16 protein-coding genes are annotated in these 16,388 nt (G+C 73.7%); 5 read left to right on the forward strand and 11 right to left on the reverse strand.

The genetic code is table 11. The features are described from left to right. Positions 1–214 precede the first annotated feature (214 nt). From fabI to MFF61_RS30925, 7 genes are all read right to left on the reverse strand, one after another. Positions 215–997 carry an enoyl-ACP reductase FabI gene (fabI, locus tag MFF61_RS30895; RefSeq protein ID WP_238241516.1) on the reverse strand — a complete coding sequence of 261 codons (783 nt, stop codon included), beginning with the start codon at positions 995–997 and terminating at the stop codon, positions 215–217. 110 nt (positions 998–1,107) lie between these two features. Next, entirely contained in the window at positions 1,108–3,417 is a 2,310-nt protein-coding gene (locus tag MFF61_RS30900) for a DUF3141 domain-containing protein (protein ID WP_238241517.1), read from the reverse strand. A gap of 52 nt (positions 3,418–3,469) precedes the next feature. After that, entirely contained in the window at positions 3,470–3,967 is a 498-nt protein-coding gene (locus MFF61_RS30905) for a hypothetical protein (protein WP_238241518.1), read from the reverse strand. A gap of 17 nt (positions 3,968–3,984) precedes the next feature. Then, positions 3,985–5,190 carry an acetate/propionate family kinase gene (locus tag MFF61_RS30910; protein WP_238241519.1) on the reverse strand — a complete coding sequence of 402 codons (1,206 nt, stop codon included), beginning with the start codon at positions 5,188–5,190 and terminating at the stop codon, positions 3,985–3,987. A gap of 3 nt (positions 5,191–5,193) precedes the next feature. Beyond that, positions 5,194–6,168 carry a phosphate acetyltransferase gene (locus MFF61_RS30915; RefSeq protein WP_238241520.1) on the reverse strand — a complete coding sequence of 325 codons (975 nt, stop codon included), beginning with the start codon at positions 6,166–6,168 and terminating at the stop codon, positions 5,194–5,196. Positions 6,169–6,459: 291 nt separating this feature from the next. Continuing rightward, on the reverse strand, positions 6,460–7,299 hold the full coding sequence (locus tag MFF61_RS30920; protein ID WP_238241521.1) for a transglutaminase-like domain-containing protein: 840 nt from the start codon (positions 7,297–7,299) through the stop codon (positions 6,460–6,462). Positions 7,300–7,495: 196 nt separating this feature from the next. Beyond that, the gene (locus MFF61_RS30925; protein WP_238241522.1) at positions 7,496–7,963 is read right to left on the reverse strand and encodes a nucleoside deaminase; all 468 of its coding nucleotides are present in this window, start codon (positions 7,961–7,963) and stop codon (positions 7,496–7,498) included. A gap of 44 nt (positions 7,964–8,007) precedes the next feature. Between MFF61_RS30925 and MFF61_RS30930 the strand changes: the two genes are divergently transcribed. Further along, the gene (locus MFF61_RS30930; protein WP_238241523.1) at positions 8,008–9,723 is read left to right on the forward strand and encodes a pseudouridine synthase; all 1,716 of its coding nucleotides are present in this window, start codon (positions 8,008–8,010) and stop codon (positions 9,721–9,723) included. A 1-nt stretch (position 9,724) separates the two neighbouring features. After that, positions 9,725–10,282: a 16S rRNA (guanine(966)-N(2))-methyltransferase RsmD gene (gene rsmD / locus MFF61_RS30935; protein ID WP_238241524.1), complete on the forward strand. Its 558-nt coding sequence runs from the start codon at positions 9,725–9,727 to the stop codon at positions 10,280–10,282. 31 nt (positions 10,283–10,313) lie between these two features. Here the strand turns inward: rsmD and MFF61_RS30940 are convergent, their stop codons facing one another. The 3 genes from MFF61_RS30940 to mutL all read right to left on the reverse strand — a co-directional run bounded on the left by MFF61_RS30940 (position 10,314) and on the right by mutL (position 13,600). Further along, positions 10,314–11,105 carry a trypsin-like serine peptidase gene (locus MFF61_RS30940; protein ID WP_238241525.1) on the reverse strand — a complete coding sequence of 264 codons (792 nt, stop codon included), beginning with the start codon at positions 11,103–11,105 and terminating at the stop codon, positions 10,314–10,316. A gap of 203 nt (positions 11,106–11,308) precedes the next feature. Further along, positions 11,309–11,620: a hypothetical protein gene (locus MFF61_RS30945; protein ID WP_238241526.1), complete on the reverse strand. Its 312-nt coding sequence runs from the start codon at positions 11,618–11,620 to the stop codon at positions 11,309–11,311. Between the two features lie 81 nt (positions 11,621–11,701). Then, a complete protein-coding gene (mutL, locus tag MFF61_RS30950; protein ID WP_238241527.1) occupies positions 11,702–13,600 on the reverse strand; it encodes a DNA mismatch repair endonuclease MutL in 1,899 nt (632 codons plus the stop codon). Between the two features lie 110 nt (positions 13,601–13,710). Between mutL and MFF61_RS30955 the strand changes: the two genes are divergently transcribed. Next, the gene (locus tag MFF61_RS30955) at positions 13,711–14,250 is read left to right on the forward strand and encodes a GNAT family N-acetyltransferase (RefSeq protein ID WP_238241528.1); all 540 of its coding nucleotides are present in this window, start codon (positions 13,711–13,713) and stop codon (positions 14,248–14,250) included. Positions 14,251–14,282: 32 nt separating this feature from the next. On the opposite strand, the gene MFF61_RS30960 is transcribed toward MFF61_RS30955, so the two are convergent. Then, positions 14,283–14,582 carry a hypothetical protein gene (locus tag MFF61_RS30960; RefSeq protein WP_238241529.1) on the reverse strand — a complete coding sequence of 100 codons (300 nt, stop codon included), beginning with the start codon at positions 14,580–14,582 and terminating at the stop codon, positions 14,283–14,285. Between the two features lie 296 nt (positions 14,583–14,878). On the opposite strand from MFF61_RS30960, the gene MFF61_RS30965 reads away from it, so the two are divergent. After that, on the forward strand, positions 14,879–15,268 hold the full coding sequence (locus tag MFF61_RS30965) for a phasin (protein ID WP_238241530.1): 390 nt from the start codon (positions 14,879–14,881) through the stop codon (positions 15,266–15,268). A gap of 166 nt (positions 15,269–15,434) precedes the next feature. Further along, positions 15,435–16,241 (forward strand): phasin family protein, encoded by an 807-nt coding sequence (locus tag MFF61_RS30970; RefSeq protein WP_238241531.1) that lies wholly within the window; start codon positions 15,435–15,437, stop codon positions 16,239–16,241. Positions 16,242–16,388: the final 147 nt, after the last annotated feature.

A 16,388-nucleotide genomic window follows, 5' to 3' on the forward strand; every position in this document is an offset into this window, starting at 1 on the left:
CTGCAAGAAGAACGCCTACGACGACACGCTCCGGGACCGGCGCTTCGTCCCGGAGCGCTAGTAAGCAGATTTCGCAAAAGTGGTCGCCGGTTTTGCGATAAAAATCTGCGAAAAAACAAGAACCTAAGCGGACGAAGCGTTGGCTTGCCAACGCAAGTCTGCTTAGAGCATTCTCCGACGAAGCGGACCGGTTCGTCGGAGAAGGCCCGAGGGCTCAGGCCATGATGCTGAGGCCGCCGTCGACGTAGAGCGTCATGCCTGTCAGCCGCGCCGCGTAGGGCGTGGTCAGGAACGCTGCGGTGAGACCGACATCGTCGATGTCGACGAGTTCGCCGATCGGCGCGCGCTCGACCGCCTCGTTGAGCAGGAGGTCGAAATCCTTCAGGCCGGAGGCCGCGCGGGTCTTGAGCGGACCGGGCGACACGGCATGGACGCGGATGTCGCGATCGCCGAGTTCATAGGCGAGGTAGCGCACCGCGCTCTCCAGCGCCGCCTTCACCGGACCCATCAGGTTGTAGTTCGGCACCACCTTGTTGGCGCCGTGATAGCTCATGGTCAGCAGCGTGCCGCCCTCGGTCATCAGCGGCGCGGCGAGCCGCGCCATGCGGATAAAGGAGTGGCAGGACACGTCCATGGCCACCCCGAAGCCCTCCCCCGAGCTGTCGAGGAGCCGGCCCTGCAGGTCGGCCTTCGGCGCGAAGGCGATGGAATGGAGCGCGATGTCGAGCCGGCCCCAAGTCTCGGCGATCTGCCGGAAGACCGCGTCGAGGTCGCCCTCCTTCTGCACGTCGCAGGGGGCGAAGATCGGCGCATCGAGTTCGCGCGCCAGCGGCTCGACATGGGGCCGCGCCTTCTCGTTGAGGTAGGTGAGCGCGATCTGCGCGCCGAGGCGCCGGAAGACGCGGGCGCAGCCATAGGCGATCGAGTGCTCGTTGGCGACGCCGAGCACGAGCGCGTGCTTGCCGGCGAGCGCTTGGCCGTCGGGGATCTGCGTCATGGCCCTCGTCTCCGCTCAGCGTCGGTCCCCGAAGCGGTCGTCGTTTCGGGGGCATGATGGTGTGGCCTCGACGGCCCGGGCCGATGGCGCCGCGAATCCGCTCGACGGCGTCAGCCGGCCTTGCGCCGGGCGGGGGCCGCCTCGGGCGCCGGAACCGCTTCGGGCGAAGGCCCGAGGAGGTCGCGAAACTGCGGGATCATCGCCCGCTGGTCCGGCTCCAGGTCGAGTTCGGCCGAGAGGCGATCGAGGATGTCGAGCAGGCGGCGGCGCTCCTCGGCCGTCCGCAGCAGCGCCGGCAGCGCGGCCATTGCGCTCTCGGGCGCGTGCTCGACGATGGCCGATTGCCGCCGCACCACCTGGGCGGCCTCGTCGGCGCTCATGGCGAGCAGGCCGACGTCGTCGCCGACCAGGGCGCGGATGCGCTTGAAATGCGACAGGCGCCGCTCCTTGCGGCCGCGGCGCGCCACCAGCAGCCCCGCCCGCACGGCCGCGTCGGTGAAGCCGCCCTCCGCGATCCGGCCGAGCGCGTCGCGCAGGGCAGGCGCCTCCTCGGCCGAGAGGGCGGCGGCGACCGCCGCCTCCTCGGTGCGCGGCGCGACGACGCTCATCGCGCCGTAGACCGTGTAGAACAGGTTCTCGACCGCCGCGTCGCGCATCTGCCGGTAGAAGTCCAGGCCGGCCATGATCCCGGCGGCGTTCCACCGCTCGGTGGCCGCCCAGGCCCCGGTCTCGTCCCGCCGGACCCGGTGGCCCTTCACGAGATCGGCCAAGGGGCCGAGTGGCGCGAGCGCCGGGTTGAGGTCGGAGAGCGCCCAGCGCTGCGCCCGCAGCGGATGGAGCGCTCGCGACACCGCTCCGACCTCCGGAGGGATCCAGGCGAGGAGCGGGTGCACGAGCGTCTCGTAGGCGGCCGTGTTGAGCTCCGAGACCCGGTCGACCGCCGCGAACGGCACCTCGTCCTTGCGGGCGTATTTCTGCAGCGTCTGCAGGTCCTCGACCTGCACTTCGCGCAGCTCCGCGTCGTAGCGCACCACCCCGTCGACCCGCTCCTCCACCACCTTCATGCCGTAGAGGCCGGGCGGCAGGTGCTCGATGTAGTCGAGGAGGTCGACGATCTGCGCGTGCTCGCGGCGCGCCACGCCGGCCGAGACGAAGATGCCGAGATGCCCGATGCTCTCGTGCATCAGCCCGACGATCACCTGCCCGTTCGCCTTGACGTCCTCAGTGGTGGGGTAGAGGTCGGCGACCCAGTTGAAGGCCTGCTGCGGCGGCGTGATGTTGTCGCCGAGCGAGGCGAACAGGATGATCGGCGAGCGGATCGCCCGGAGGTCGAACGCCTGGCCCGCCGCCCATTCGGCGGCGCCCGCGGCGAGCCGGTTGCCGACGAACAGGTTGTCGACGATCCAGCGGATCTCCTCGCGGTTCATCAGGAAGTAGCCGCCCCACCAGCGCTCGAAGTCGAGGTAGCGCGGCGGCTCGGTGTCGATCTTGGCAAACAGGTTGTAGGACTTCCCGAACCACGTGTTGGCCGGGTTGAGGTACTCGAAATTGTCGACGAGATAGGCGCCGTCGAAGACGCCGCCGCCGAAGTCGCTGGCCAGCAGCGCGGTCCAGCTGCCCCCGAGCATCCCGCCCGCGTAGCGCATCGGGTTCTCGGCATCGTTGCCGGCCCAGTAGGACATCGGGGCGCCGTTCACCACGATCGGGCCGGCGCAATCGGGATCGAGCGCACCCACCAGCATCGCCGCCCAGCCGCCCTGGCAGTTCCCGACGATGACGGGCTTGCCCCGCGTCGGGTGACGCTCGCGCACGAGACGCAGGAAGGCGGCCTCGGCCTGGGCCACGTCGGCCAGCGTCTGGCCCGGCACCGGCTCGGGGAAGAAGATCACCACGTAGACCGGGTGGCCGGCGCGCAGCGCCATGCCGACCTCCGAATCCGGCTTGAAGCCGCCGATGCCCGGCCCGTGCCCGGCCCGCGGATCGATGATGACGTAGGGGCGCTTCTCGGCATCAATGGCGACGCCCGGAGGGGCTGCGACGCGCACCAGGGCGTAGTTCACCGGCCGCGCGAAGCGGCGCGCATCGGCGACCATCTCCCACGCGAAGGCGAGGAGCGGCGGCTTGCCCGCCGCCTCGTGCGCCAGCCAGTTGTTGCCGCGCTGGCGCAGCGTGTCCCAGAACAGGACCGAGCGCTGGGCGAAGTCGGTCCAGTAGGTGACCGCGTCCCCGAGCGCCTGCGCGGGGGCGGCGGGCTTCACCGCCTCCGTCCAGGCGCGGCCGGCCTCCAGCGTCGCGTCGAGATAGCCCTGGAACGCGGAGGCGCAACGCTCCCGGTAGACCTCGGCGATGCGGGCCTGGAGCTGGAACAGCGGAGGCAGCCCGGCCGCCGCCGCGGCCTCGTGGATCCGGGGATCTGTCATGGCGGTCGTCCTGTGCTGGTGCCCCTGCGCGATCGGCGCGCCGCGCGCCGGGTCAGTGGCGGGTGGTCTCCCAGGTGAGGAAGAGGCCGACATCGCCCGGCATGCCGTCCGGCCAGTCGACGATCATCGCCTTCAGCCCGTAGCCGGCGGGATGCAGCCGGTCGCGCCAGAACTCGTAGGCCTGCCGCGGCCGGCCGGTCAGCGTCTCGGCCCAGCCCGCCTCGGCGTTGTTGATGGCCCGGCCCTTGTCGCTGCACAGCAGGTTCGGGAAGCGCATCACCAGCAGCTCCTTCTGACCCTGCTCGGCAGCGATGCGCAGCTTGTCGAGGAGCCGCTGGGTGATCTCGTGCACCGTCTCGGGCGTGACCTCGATCGGCTGCGAGAGCTGCTTGACCAGTTCCTCCCGCGCCTTGAGGGCGTGGTCCTGCCCTTCCATGTCCTTCAGCGCCTTGGCGGCCCGCATCCGGGCCGAGTAGGCGGCGAGGTCGTCGGCCGACATGAAGGGTTCGTTCCCGATCTCCACATGGGCCTTGGTCGAATGGGTCTCCATCATGGCCTCCGTTCGGGTCACTGCGCCGGCTGGCGCGCCTCGTCGAGCACCGCGTGCATCCCGCGCGCGATCATCGCCTCCTCGTCGGTGGGGATCACGAAGGCCTGGGGGCCCTCCCCGCGTGTGATGCGCGAACCGCCCGCCGCGTTCGCGGCCTCGTCGAGGCGGAACCCGGCCCAGGCCGCGCCCCGCAGCACCTCGGCCCGGGTGGCGGCGTCGTGCTCGCCGATGCCGCCCGTGAACACGATCCCGTCGATGCCCCCGAGCGCGGCGACGAGCGAGCCGAGCTCCCGCCCGATGCGGTAGACGAACAGGTCGATCGCCGTGCGCGCCCCCGGATGCGTCGCCGCGTGGGCGCGCAGGATCCGCATGTCGTTCGACAGGCCGGAGACGCCGAGCAGCCCCGAACGGGTGTAGAGCATCCGCTCCGCCTGATCCGGCGTGAGCCCCATCTCCCGCAGCAGGTAGAACACCGCGCCCGCATCCAGGCTGCCGCAGCGGGTGCCCATCGGCAGCCCGTCGAGGGCCGAGAACCCCATCGTGGTGGCGATGCTGCGCCCGCGGTCGAGGGCGCAGAGGCTGGCGCCGTTGCCGAGATGGGCGGCGACCACGCGCCCCTCCGCGAGGGCGGGCGACGCGGCACCCAGCACCGAGGCGATGTAGGCGTAGGAGAGACCGTGGAAGCCGTAGCGGCGCACGCCCCGGCGGCTCACCTCGGCCGGCAGCGCGAAGAGCTGGGCGATCTCCGGCTGGCCGCGGTGGAAGGCGGTATCGAAGCAGGCGACCTGCGGCAGGTTCGGAAAGCGGCGGCGCACGATGCGGATCGGCTCGAGGTTGTGCGGCTGGTGCAGGGGTGCGAGCGGCACGAGGCGCTCCAGCTCCTCCAGCACGGCGTCGTCGATCCGCACGGGCGCGGCGTAGGCCATGCCGCCGTGCACCACCCGGTGCCCGACCGCCGCCAGCCGGTGCTCGCCGCGATGCGTGCTCAGCCATTCGGCGATCTGGAGCAGCGCCGCCTCGTGCCCGTAGGACGCCTGCGCGTCGGGGCGCTCGTCCGCCAGGACCGTGCCGGCCCGGTCGCGGATGCAGAGGTGCGGCGCGCCGCCGAGCCCCTCGGCCAGACCCTGGTAGAGGCGCTGCGGGGCGCCGTCCTCCCCGCGCACGAAGACCCCGAACTTCAGGCTCGACGAGCCGGCATTGAGCACGAGCGCGGCCGGGACCATCGGCTAGACCTCGGGCAGGGGCTTGGCCGCCCGCTGCGCGGCGGCGAACAGCGAGGCGACCGCGCAGGAGGCGAGCCGCGTCAGGCGCGAATCGGCCCGGCTCGTCAGGATGATCGGCACGCGGGCGCCGAGCACGATCCCGGCCGCATCCGCGCCGGCCAGGAAGGTCAGGCTCTTGGCCAGCATGTTGCCGGCTTCCAGGTTCGGCACCACCAGCACGTTGGCCCGTCCGGCGACCGGCGAGCGGATCCGCTTGATCGCCGCCGCGCCGAGATCGATGGCGTTGTCGAGGGCGAGCGGCCCGTCGAGCACGGCCCCGGTGATCTGGCTGCGATCCGCCATCTTGCACAGCGCGGCGGCGTCGAGAGTGGAGGGCACCTTCGGGTTGACGGTCTCCATCGCCGAGACGATGGCAACCCGCACCGTCTCGACCCCGAGGGCGTGCGCGAGATCGATGGCGTTCTGGACGATGTCGCGCTTTTCCTCCAGGGTCGGCGCGATGTTGATGGCCGCATCGGTGACGATGAGCGGCCGGTCGTGGCTCGGCACGTCCATCACGAAACAGTGGCTGAGGCGGCGGGCCGTGCGCAGCCCGCCCTCGCGCCGCACCACCGCGCCCATCAGCTCGTCGGTGTGGAGGCTGCCCTTCATCAGCGCCTCGGCCTCGCCGGCCTGCACCAGCGCCACGGCCTTGGCGGCCGAATCGTGACTGTGGTCGGCCTCGACGAGGGTGAGGTCGGCGAGGTCGGCCTTCAGGGCGGAGGCCGCGGCCAGGATCTTTCCCCGCGGGCCGACCAGGATCGGGGCGATCAGCCCGAGGTCCGCCGCTTCCAGCGCCGCCCCGAGCGAGGCTTCGTCGCACGGATGGGCGACCGCCACCTTGAGCCGGGGGAGCGCCTGCGCGGCCGCGACCAAGCGCTCGTACTTCTCGTGCGGCTGGTGACGAGCGGGGGCCGCATCCGTCGTCGAACTCGCCACGATGCACCCTCCTGACCGGGCGGGACCGCATGCCGATGCGCCGCCGATGGCCATGCGGGCCTAGCGGGCGGCCGCGCGGAGAGGGATCAGTGAGACGCTCCCGCGCGCTACGCCGCCGGGTTCGGCCGGCAGCATCCGGGGAGTAGTCTTTCGGAGTTCGCACGCCGCCGCTTGATCGAGCGGGACATCGGTCCGCCGCGACCGCATCGTGGACGGCGGGGCGACCGGGAGCGCCGGGAGACGGGCCGGAGCGCCGACGCGGAAGGGCCGGCGCTCTGGACCGGCGTCAGATCACGCGGCCCTCACCAGCCGCGGCGCCGTCTCCTCCGGCACCTCGTCGGTGTGCACGTCGAACTGTGCCAGCACCGCGGTGCCGAAGCTCGTGGTCAGGGCGACATCGGTGGCGTCGCGACCGCGCGCCATGAGGATGCGGCCGATGCGGCGGCGCTCGTGGCGGGCGTCGAACGTGTACCAGCGCCCGCCCAGAAAGGCCTCGAACCAGGCCGAGAAATCCATCGGATCCGGCACGGGCGGCACGCCGATATCGCCGAGATAGCCCGTGCAGTAGCGCGCCGGGATGTTCATGCAGCGGCAGAATGCGACCGCGAGATGCGCGAAGTCGCGGCAGACGCCGTGGCCCTGGACGTAGGCCTCCGAGGCGCTGCGGGTCGCGTCCGCCTTCATGTAGTCGAAGCGGATGTGGCGATGGACGAAGGCGACGATGGCCTGGACGCGCGCCCAGCCCTCGGGTGTGTGGCCGAACAGCGACCACGCGAGCGGGCTCAGCTTGTCGGTGTCGCAGTAGCGGCTGCCGAGCAGGAACGGCAGGACGTCGTCCGGCAACTCCGCGACCGGGTGCTGGCGCGCCTCCGGCGCGCAGGCGTCGAGCTCGCCCGAATCGCGCACGACAATGTCGGTCGAGACCGTGATGCGGCCGGCCGGCGCGGTGAGGCGGGTGCAGACGTTGCCGAACTCATCGAGGCACTGCCGCACGGGGACCGGCGGGTCGACCACGATCCGCTCCGGCGTCAGCAGGTCGGCCGCCCGGGAGGGGTGCACGCTCAGCTTGAGCACCATCGGCGTCGGCGCGGGCGTGTCGAAGGCGATCGTGTATCCGGTTCTGATCTTCATCGGACGAGGCATGGTGTGAAGCATGGGACAGGTCAAAGCGCCGGACCGCCGCTTCGTTCCTGCAGACGACGACAAAACCGTCGTCAATCTGGTGAAATTTTAAGCAAAGCCGAGGCACAGGGGAGGTCTGTACCATGACCCCCGCGGGGCGTGGAAGGATAATTCGGCACGGTGCTGCGTCAGCCGCCCCGTCCGGCTAGTCGCGGCGGTCCCGGAAGAAGTCCCGCAGCAGCGCGGCCGCCTCGCTCTCGCGCAGGCCGCCATAGACCTCGGGGGCGTGGTGGCAGGTGGGCTGCGAGAAGAAGCGGGGTCCGTGCTCCACGGCGCCGCCCTTGGGGTCCGAGGCCGCGAAGTAGAGCCGCCGGATGCGCGCGAAGCTGATCGCCGCCGCGCAGAGCGCGCAGGGTTCGAGCGTCACGTAGAGGTCGCAGCCGGTCAGCCGCTCGTCGCCGAGCGCGCGGCAGGCGGCGCGGATCGCCAGGACCTCCGCGTGGGCGGTGGGATCGTGCAGGGCACGGGGCCGGTTGCCCGCCACGGCGAGCACGGTGCTGCCGCGCACGACCGCCGCGCCCACCGGCACTTCGCCCAGCAGCGCCGCCTCCCGCGCCGCCGCGAAGGCCAGCCCCAGCGGATCGGGCCGGCCTGCCCCGCACGAATCGCCCATCGGTCCCGCTCGCGGAAACACACCCGCTCTGGTATCAGGCCCGCATGAGCGACAGCAACGACCACACGCCGCGCGTGCGCAAGGGCCCGCGCGGAGCCGAAGACGCTATGGCCGCCGAGACGCCGGCCGCCGCCCCCGAGCCCGAGCGGATCGCCAAGGCCATCGCGCGGGCCGGCCTCGCCTCGCGGCGCGACGCGGAGGCGATGATCCTCGACGGCCGCGTCACGCTGAACGGCGAGCGCCTGACCTCGCCGGCGGTCAATGTCGGCCCCCAGGACCGCATCACCGTGGACGGGGAGCCGCTGCCCACCCGCGAGCGCACCCGGCTGTGGATCTTCCACAAGCCGCGCGGCGTCGTGACCACGGCCCGCGACCCGGAAGGGCGCCAGACCGTGTTCGACATCCTGCCCGAGGACCTGCCGCGGGTGGTGGCGATCGGCCGGCTCGACATCAACACCGAGGGGCTGCTGCTGCTCACCAACGACGGCGGCCTCGCCAAGGTGATCGCCCATCCGGAGACCGGCTGGCTGCGCCGCTACCGGGTGCGGGCCTACGGCGACGTGGACCAGGCGGCCCTCGACCGGCTGCGCAAGGGCATCACCATCGACGGCATGGAGTACGGCCCCGTCGAGGGCAGCCTCGACCGCCAGCAGGGCGACAACGTCTGGCTGACGCTCGGCCTGCGCGAGGGCAAGAACCGCGAGGTCAAGCGGATCCTCGAACATCTCGGCCTGTCGGTGAACCGCCTGATCCGGCTCTCCTTCGGCCCGTTCCAGCTCGGCGACCTCGAAGTCGGCCTCGTCGAGGAGGTGCGCACCAAGGTGCTCAAGGAGCAGCTCGGCACGAATCTCGCCGAGCAGGCCGGGGTCGACTTCACCAGTCCGGTGCGCGAGCCGATCGCGCCCTTCGGCTCGCCCAAGGCCGCCGCCAAGGGCGCGGCCAAGAGTGCAGCGGCGGCGGGCCATCCGGAGCGGGGGTCGCGCGGCGGGCGCGATCCCGCCCGGCCGCAATTCGGCAAGGGCCCTGCCGGATCGGGCGCCGGCAAGGGGTTCGGCAAGGGGTTCGGCAAGCCGCAGGCCGGAGCCGCCCCGCGCGCCGGCAAGCCCGATCCAACGGCGCCCCGGCGCGCGGTGTGGCGCGACCCCGAGGCCGAGGCGGTGCACGAGGCGCGCGAGCGGCCGCGGGTGCGGCGGCGGATCAGCGATCCCAAGGAGGCGCGCGCCGCCGCCGCGGAGCGGCCGCGCGAGCGCGTCGGCGCCATCGCCACGGGCGAGCGCCGGGTACTGGTGGAGCGGCTGAGGGCAGACCCAGCCGCCGAGCCGCGGCCCGAACGAGCCCCGCGCGGCGAGCGGCCCGCCCGCGACCGCAGCGAGCGGCCCCAGCGCGAGCGCACCGAGTGGACCGAGCGCCCCCCGCGCGAGCGCGGCGAGCGGCCGGCCCGGGCGCCCCGGCCGGAGGGCGGCGCGCCCGAGCGGCGCGGGCCGAAGGGGGGCTTCGGCAAGCCGGGCGGCGCGACGGGCGGACCGGCGGGCGGCTTCGCCGCGGGCCGGCCGGGCGGCAAGCCGGGGTTCGGCAAGCCTGGTTTCGGCAAGCCCGGGGGTGGCCGATCGGGCGGCGGCAAGCCCGGGGGCAAGCCGGATTTCGGCCGGTCCGGACCCAAGGGCGGCGGGGCCGGCCGGCCCGGCGGCCGGGGCGGGCCGAAGCCCGGCGGGCGCCCCGGCGGCCCGCCGCGCGGGGGCCGTCCGTCCGGCGGGCGCTAGGGTGCGGATCGTCGGCGGCGCGCTGCGCGGCCGGACCCTGGCGGGGCCGCGCAGCGATGCGATCAGGCCGACCTCGGACCGCCTGCGCGAAGCGCTCTTCAACGTGCTCGCACATGCCTACGACGACCCGGTGCCGGGCGCGCGGGTGCTCGACCTCTTCGCCGGAACCGGCGCGCTCGCCTTCGAGGCGCTGTCACGCGGGGCCGCCTTCGCGCTCCTCGTGGACGAGGGCGCCGAGGCGCGCGGCGTGATCCGCGGCAACGTCGAGGCGCTCGGCCTCGGCGGCGTCACCCGGCTGTTTCGCCGCGACGCGACCAAGCTCGGCCCGGCTCCTCCGGGGGAGCCCTTCGGCCTTCTCTTCTGCGATCCGCCCTACGGCCGCGACCTCGCCCCGCGGGCGCTCGCCGCCGCGCGCGGCGGCGGCTGGCTCGCGCCCGGCGCCCTGGCGGTAGTGGAGGAGGCGGCCTCCGTCGCCCTCGCCCTGCCGCCGGGCTTCACCGAGGCCGAGCGGCGCACCTACGGCGACACCCAGGTGGTTGTCGCGCGCCACGAGGGCTGAGCCCGCCGGCGGGATTCGGCAGAATGCCCGGTCAGGGCGCCCGCATCTCCTCGAGCGTCGGCGCGAAGGCCGCCGCGGCGACGCCGCGGCCGATGCCGCCCCGGTAGGCGTTGCGCACCCGTTCGGCCCCGATCAAGGCGGTCTGGATGCCGACGAGCGCGGCCGTGCCGTCAGGCCGCAGGAGCAGCACCGGCGCGCCGGATTCGCCCGAGCCCGACTCGCAAAGGCTCGAGAGCAGGCCGGGCTCGGGCGAGTCGATGCGGACGGAGCAACCGTGGTGGACGACCGGGAGGTAGGGCCGGTCGAAGGCGTAACCCGCCACCGCCACCACGGCGCCGGGCGCAGCGGTGGGGAGATCGGCCTCGGGCATGACCCGCCAGGGGACGGGCGCGATCCCGGGTAGCGGATCCGTCAGGGTGATGACGGCCCAGTCCCGGCCGATCATATCGGGGCGGATCGCGTCGGGATGCGGGCGCGTCTCGCGGCGCAGATCGATGCCCGGCGCGAGCCGGATCGCCTCTCCGGCCGCATGCCCGCCGTTGCGGTCGCGGGCTTGGCCCGCGACGAAATGCACCTGATGCGGCTTCACCCAGGCATCGAGGCGGGAATCGTAGAGGCAATGAGCGGCCGTGAGCACCAGCCGCGGGCCGACGAGCGTGCCGGTGCAATGGCTGCGATGCGCCGGCCCGGTCACCACGTTGACGCGGCCGATGGCCGTGAAGGGCCACGCGTCCGGCTCCAGCGGAACCCGGCGGGACGGCTCCGCCTGCGCCAGCGCCGGTCCGGCGAGGAGGAGCGGCACGATCGCGGCGGCGCGGCGCATCCGCCGCACGCCCTCCGGCCCTGCGCGACGGCCCGGCGCGCGCGCGTGACGAGGCTGAAGCGACACGTCCCCGCCCGTTCGATCGGAGCGGCCACGGCGCCACGGGGCGCCGCTTCACCCGCTCAAGCAGGCTCTTACCAGTCCGCGGCCTCCTGCGGGAGGCCGTCCGCGGCCTCCTGCGGGAGGCCGTCTGCGGGAGGCCGTCAGCGGCTGCCCGACGCGCTGCCCGGCCCGGTGCCGGGGGAGCCGCTGCCGGTGGGGCGCTGCGTGCTCGACGTGGCGTTCGGCCCCATGTTGCCGCCGCTCGACCCCTGCGTGCCGGTCGATCCCATGCTGCCGGGATTGTTGCCGCCGATGCCGCTGCCGGGCGGCTGGCTCGCCATGCCGGACCCGGTGTTGCCGCTCGAACTCGGGGCGGCGCCCGAGCCGTTGTTGATGCCCTGCGCGAGCGACGGCGCGGCGAGCGCCAGGAGGGCACCGAAGGCGAGAGTGCAGGGCAGGGGCTTGAGCATCATGCGACAACTCCGTGGCGGGTGCACCCGGGCAGCGCGCCGGGGGGCGACGGGCAACGGATGCGCGGGGCCGCTGTTCCGGGCTCAGCGCCGCCCGAACAGGCGCTCGATGTCGCTGAGCTTGAGTTCGACGTAGGTCGGACGGCCGTGGTTGCACTGGCCCGAGAGGGGCGTCGCCTCCATCTCGCGCAGCAGCGCGTTCATCTCCTCGGGCCGCAGGCGGCGGCCGGCCCGGATCGAGCCGTGGCAGCTCATGCGCGAGAGCACCGCGTCGAGGCGGCGGACCAGCGGGTCGGCCCCGCCCTCCTGCAGCACGTCGACCACGTCCGCGAGGAGCCCGCGCAGGCTGCCGCCCGCGAGCGCGGCCGGCACCTCGCGCACCAGCACGGCACCGTGGCCGAAGGGCTCGATCGACAGGCCGAGCGCCGCGAGGTCCTCCGCCGCCTCGGCGAGGCGGTCGGCCTCGGCCGGGTCGAGGTCCACCACTTCCGGGATCAGCAGCATCTGCCGGGCGATGCCGCCTGCCGCGCGCTCGCGCTTCAGCCGCTCGTAGACGAGGCGCTCGTGGGCGGCGTGCTGGTCGACGATGACGATGCCGTCCGGCGTCTGCGCGACGATGTAGGTGTCGTGGAGCTGCGCGCGGGCGGCGCCGAGCGGATGGGCCGGCAGCTCGGCGGGAGCGGGGACAGGAGCGGCAGCGCTCGGGCGGTCGATCTCGCCCTCGAAGCGCGCCTGCGCGGCCTCTGCGAACCCGGTCTCCGCGATCCCGGCCTCGCCGGATCCCGGAAGCGGCGCGGGCTGCGGCGCGGGGTCCGGCTCGGCGCCGAGGAAGTCGCGCGCGAAGGCGTCCGGCCGTCCCGACCCGCGCGGGCGGGCGGGCGGCTCCTCGCGGAACAGGGGCGGATGCGGTGAGGCGGTCGGGCGCAGGCTCTCCAGGGTTCTGGCCGCCACGCTCGGGGCGCTGCGCCCACCGTCGCGGCGCAGGGCCTCGTGGATGGCGCTGACGATCAGCGCGCGCACCAGCCCCGGTTCGCGGAAGCGCACCTCGGTCTTGGCCGGGTGCACGTTCACATCGACCTGCGTCGGATCGCAGGTCAGCGCCAGCGCCAGCACCGGATGGCGGTCGGAGGCCATCACGTCCGCGTAGGCCCCGCGCACCGCCCCGAGCAGCAGCCGGTCGCGCACCGGCCGGCCGTTGACCACGAAGTGGACATGGGTCGCCGCGGCGCGGTGGAAGGTCGGTAGGCCGATATGCCCATCGAGGGTGAAGCCCTCGCGCTCCAGGCTCAGCGGCGCGGAGTTCGGGGCGAAGTCCGGCCCGAGCACCGCGGAGAGCCGGCGCAGCCACGAGCCGGCCCCGGCCTCCGCCGGGAAGGTCAGGCCGCTCCCCTCCCCGCGCAGGACGAAGCGGATCTGCGGATGGGCCACCGCGAGGCGGCGCAGGATCTCGCCGACGGCGCCGGCCTCGGCGCGGTCCGATTTCAGGAACTTGAGGCGCGCGGGCGTGGCGGCGAAGAGTTCGGTGACCTCGACCCGGGTGCCGCGCTCGGCCGCCACCGGCCGCACCGGCCCCTTGACCCCGGCATCGACCACGAGGCCGTGGCCGGTCTCGTCCGCGGCAGTGCGCGACACCAGCGAGAGCCGCGCCACCGCGCCGATCGAGGGCAGCGCCTCGCCGCGGAACCCCAGCGTCTCGATCCGGTCGAGGTCGCCGTCCGGCAGCTTCGAGGTGGCGTGGCGCTCGACCGCGAGCGCGAGGTCCTGCGCGCCCATGCCGATGCCGTCGTCCACCACCCGGATCAGGCGGCGCCCGCCGGCCTGGATCGTCACCTCGATCTGGCTCGCGCCCGCATCAATGGCGTTCTCGACCAGTTCCTTCACGGCCGAGGCCGGCCGCTCCACCACCTCGCCCGCGGCGATGCGGTCGACCAGCACCGGATCGAGGCGGCGCACGGCCGGGCGGTCGGGGGACGAGGCGAGCATGGCCGCAATATAGGGATTGGGGCCTCGCGCGCGAAGGGTTGGGCGACGGTCGGACGGGCCCGCGGCATCGTCCGTGCACGGGCGATGCGGCACCGAAGGGGGATTGGGGCATGAGCGACGACGACGCGATCCTGCGCCCCTGCACGCCGGCCGACGTGCCGGCCGTGCAGGCGATCTACGCCCAGGCGGTGCGGGAGGGTACGGCCTCGTTCGAACTCGATCCGCCGGACCTCGCCGAGATGCTGCGCCGGCATGCCGGCCTGATCGGGGCCGGCCACCCCTACCTCGTGGCCGACCTCGGCGGCCGGGTCGCGGGCTACGCCTATGCGGGCCCCTACCGCGCCCGCCCGGCCTATCGGGCGAGCGTCGAGAACTCGGTCTACGTCGCTCCGGCGGCCCAGGGGCGCGGCCTCGGCCGGCGGCTGCTCGCCGCCCTGATCGACGAGGCGGCGCTCCGGGGCTTCCGCCAGATGATCGCGGTGATCGGGGATTCGGGCAACGCCGCCTCGATCGGCCTGCACGCCGCGCTCGGCTTCCGCCATGCCGGCGTTTTGCGCGCGGTGGGCTGGAAGCACGGGCGCTGGCTCGACACCGTGCTGATGCAGCGCCCGCTCGGGTCCGGGGACGCCGCGCCGCCCGGCCCGTCCTGACGCATCAAGAGGCAAGGGTCAGGAGGCAAGGGTCAGGAGGACAGAGTCTTCGGCAGGCGCGACAGCGCGTAGAGGCTCGCCCCGGCATCCGGCCCCACCACCCGCACCAGGGCCGCCTCGTCGCAGGTCCCGGCGATGCGCAGGCCCAGGCGGTGGAGGTGATCCTTGTCGGTGCAGTAGGCGGCGAGCCGCGCCCGGCCGGTCTCGGGCATGCGCGACACCAGCGCGTCGACGTCGCCCTCGCTCGCCCGGTGCAGGGCGGCCAGGAGTTCGAGCGGGATCGGGTACTGGGCGAAGGCGGTGGGCATCGGCCGGACCTGCTGCTGTGCCATGGCGACCTCGTCGTGAGCGTGATCCACAGTCTTGTGCCGATAGGGTTAGCGAAGCCTTAAGCGCCGGCCAGGCTCAGGCACGACGCGGTGCTGAGCGTTCGCCCCCCGCGACCGATCGCCGCTGGATTGAACCGGCCTGCCGGGGCGGATAGCCTTCTCGGGCGGCGGTCGGCGCTGCCGCCGGCGCGCAGGCACCGGCCGGCACGATTGACACCTGCATTGCGTCGCAACATAGTTCTGCTGCGCTGCACAATCGAGGGTGCGGGCGGAGCAGACCGCACAACGGGGGAACGACCATGGCCGACAAGAAGGGTTTCGAGGTGTCCGACGAGATGCGGGCGACGGCCGAGAAGGGCCTGCAGCAGGCGCGCAACGCGCTGGGCAGCCTGCTCGGCACCGCGCGCAAGGTCGCGGATTCGGTGCAGTCCTCCACCGAGACGGCGCAGTCCACGGCCGGGACCGCGGTCACCAAGGGCTTCGACTACACCGAGCAGCACATCGCCGCGACCTTCGATTTCGCCGAGAAGCTGGTGCGCTCGCGCGACATCAAGGAGGCGATGGACCTGCAGAGCGAGTACATGCGCAACCAGATCGCCGCGCTGCAGACCCAGGCGAAGGAGTTCACCACCCTCACGGAGGATGCGGTCAAGTCCGCCTCCAACGATCCGTCGGCCGCCAAGGGCTGACGCGGCGGGCGCGACGGCCGCCCGGGCCGTCCTCCCACCCTTCCGGGCGGAGCTGCGCCGGTTCGCCGGCGCATCGTCCGCTCAGGTTCAATGCCGTGTCGCAGGTCGGCGGCGGGATGACCGCGAGGCGCCCGTCCGGGACCTGCCAAGCGCGCGAGGTAGCGTCATGACCAACGGACCCCGGCGTAAGTCCGTGAAGCCGACCCGCGGAACCCCCGCCGCTGCGCGGAAGGCCGCCGCCCCGTCGACCCCGCCCGAGACCGAGGCGGTCGCCAAGCCCGAGACCGCGGCCCTCGCGCAGGAGACGGCCGCCCCGGAGGAGACCGGGGCCGTGCTGCACGCCCGCGATACCGGTGAGGTCGCCGCGCAGGCGGCCGATCCCGTGGCCCCGGACGAGGGTCAGATCTCGGAGACCGACAGGGTGGAGGAGCCGGCGACGGTGCTCACCCATGATAGGGCCGAGGAGGCCCTGCCGCCGGCCGAGACACCCGAAGCGGCGCCGAGCGAGCCCCTGACGAGTGAGCCCCTGACGAGCGAGGCTTTGGCGCCTGAGCCGCTGGCACATGCGTCCGTGGCGGCGCCGGAGGCGGTGGCCGAAGCCGTGACGGCTCCCGCCGAGGCGGCCGTGCAGGCCACCGTGGCGGCTCCCGCCGAGGCCGTGGCGCCGCCCGCGCCGGAACCCGTCGCGGCGCTGATCCGCGCGGCCGCCGAGGGCGCACCGGAGGATGTCCCGGTCTCGGCCCTGCGCGGCGTCGCCGAGATCAATGCGCGCCTGCTCGCCTTCATGCGCGACGAGACCGAGGCGGCCTTCAGCTTCTGGCGCGCCCTGCGCACTACGAGCAACCCCGGCGAGGCGATGCAGCTTCACGCCGAGGAGGTCGGCCGGATCGTCACGGCGGCCTTCGCCTGCTGGAGCGACGTCACGCGCCGCGCCGCGCAGATCGCGCTCGCGAGCCGGCCCAAGGCGGCCTAGCAAGGCCGCCTAGCAAGGCCGCCTCGCCGGCCCGAGGCCCTTCCAAGACGAGCCGGTGCCCTTCCCGATTCACCGGGAGGGGAGCGGTCGCGCCGCGGCCGGCCGACGCGTCCCTGCTGCGCCGCGCCCGCCAAGGGGCGGCCCTGC

It is taken from the genome of Methylobacterium isbiliense, assembly GCF_022179325.1.
GTDB classification, from domain to species: domain Bacteria; phylum Pseudomonadota; class Alphaproteobacteria; order Rhizobiales; family Beijerinckiaceae; genus Methylobacterium; species Methylobacterium isbiliense.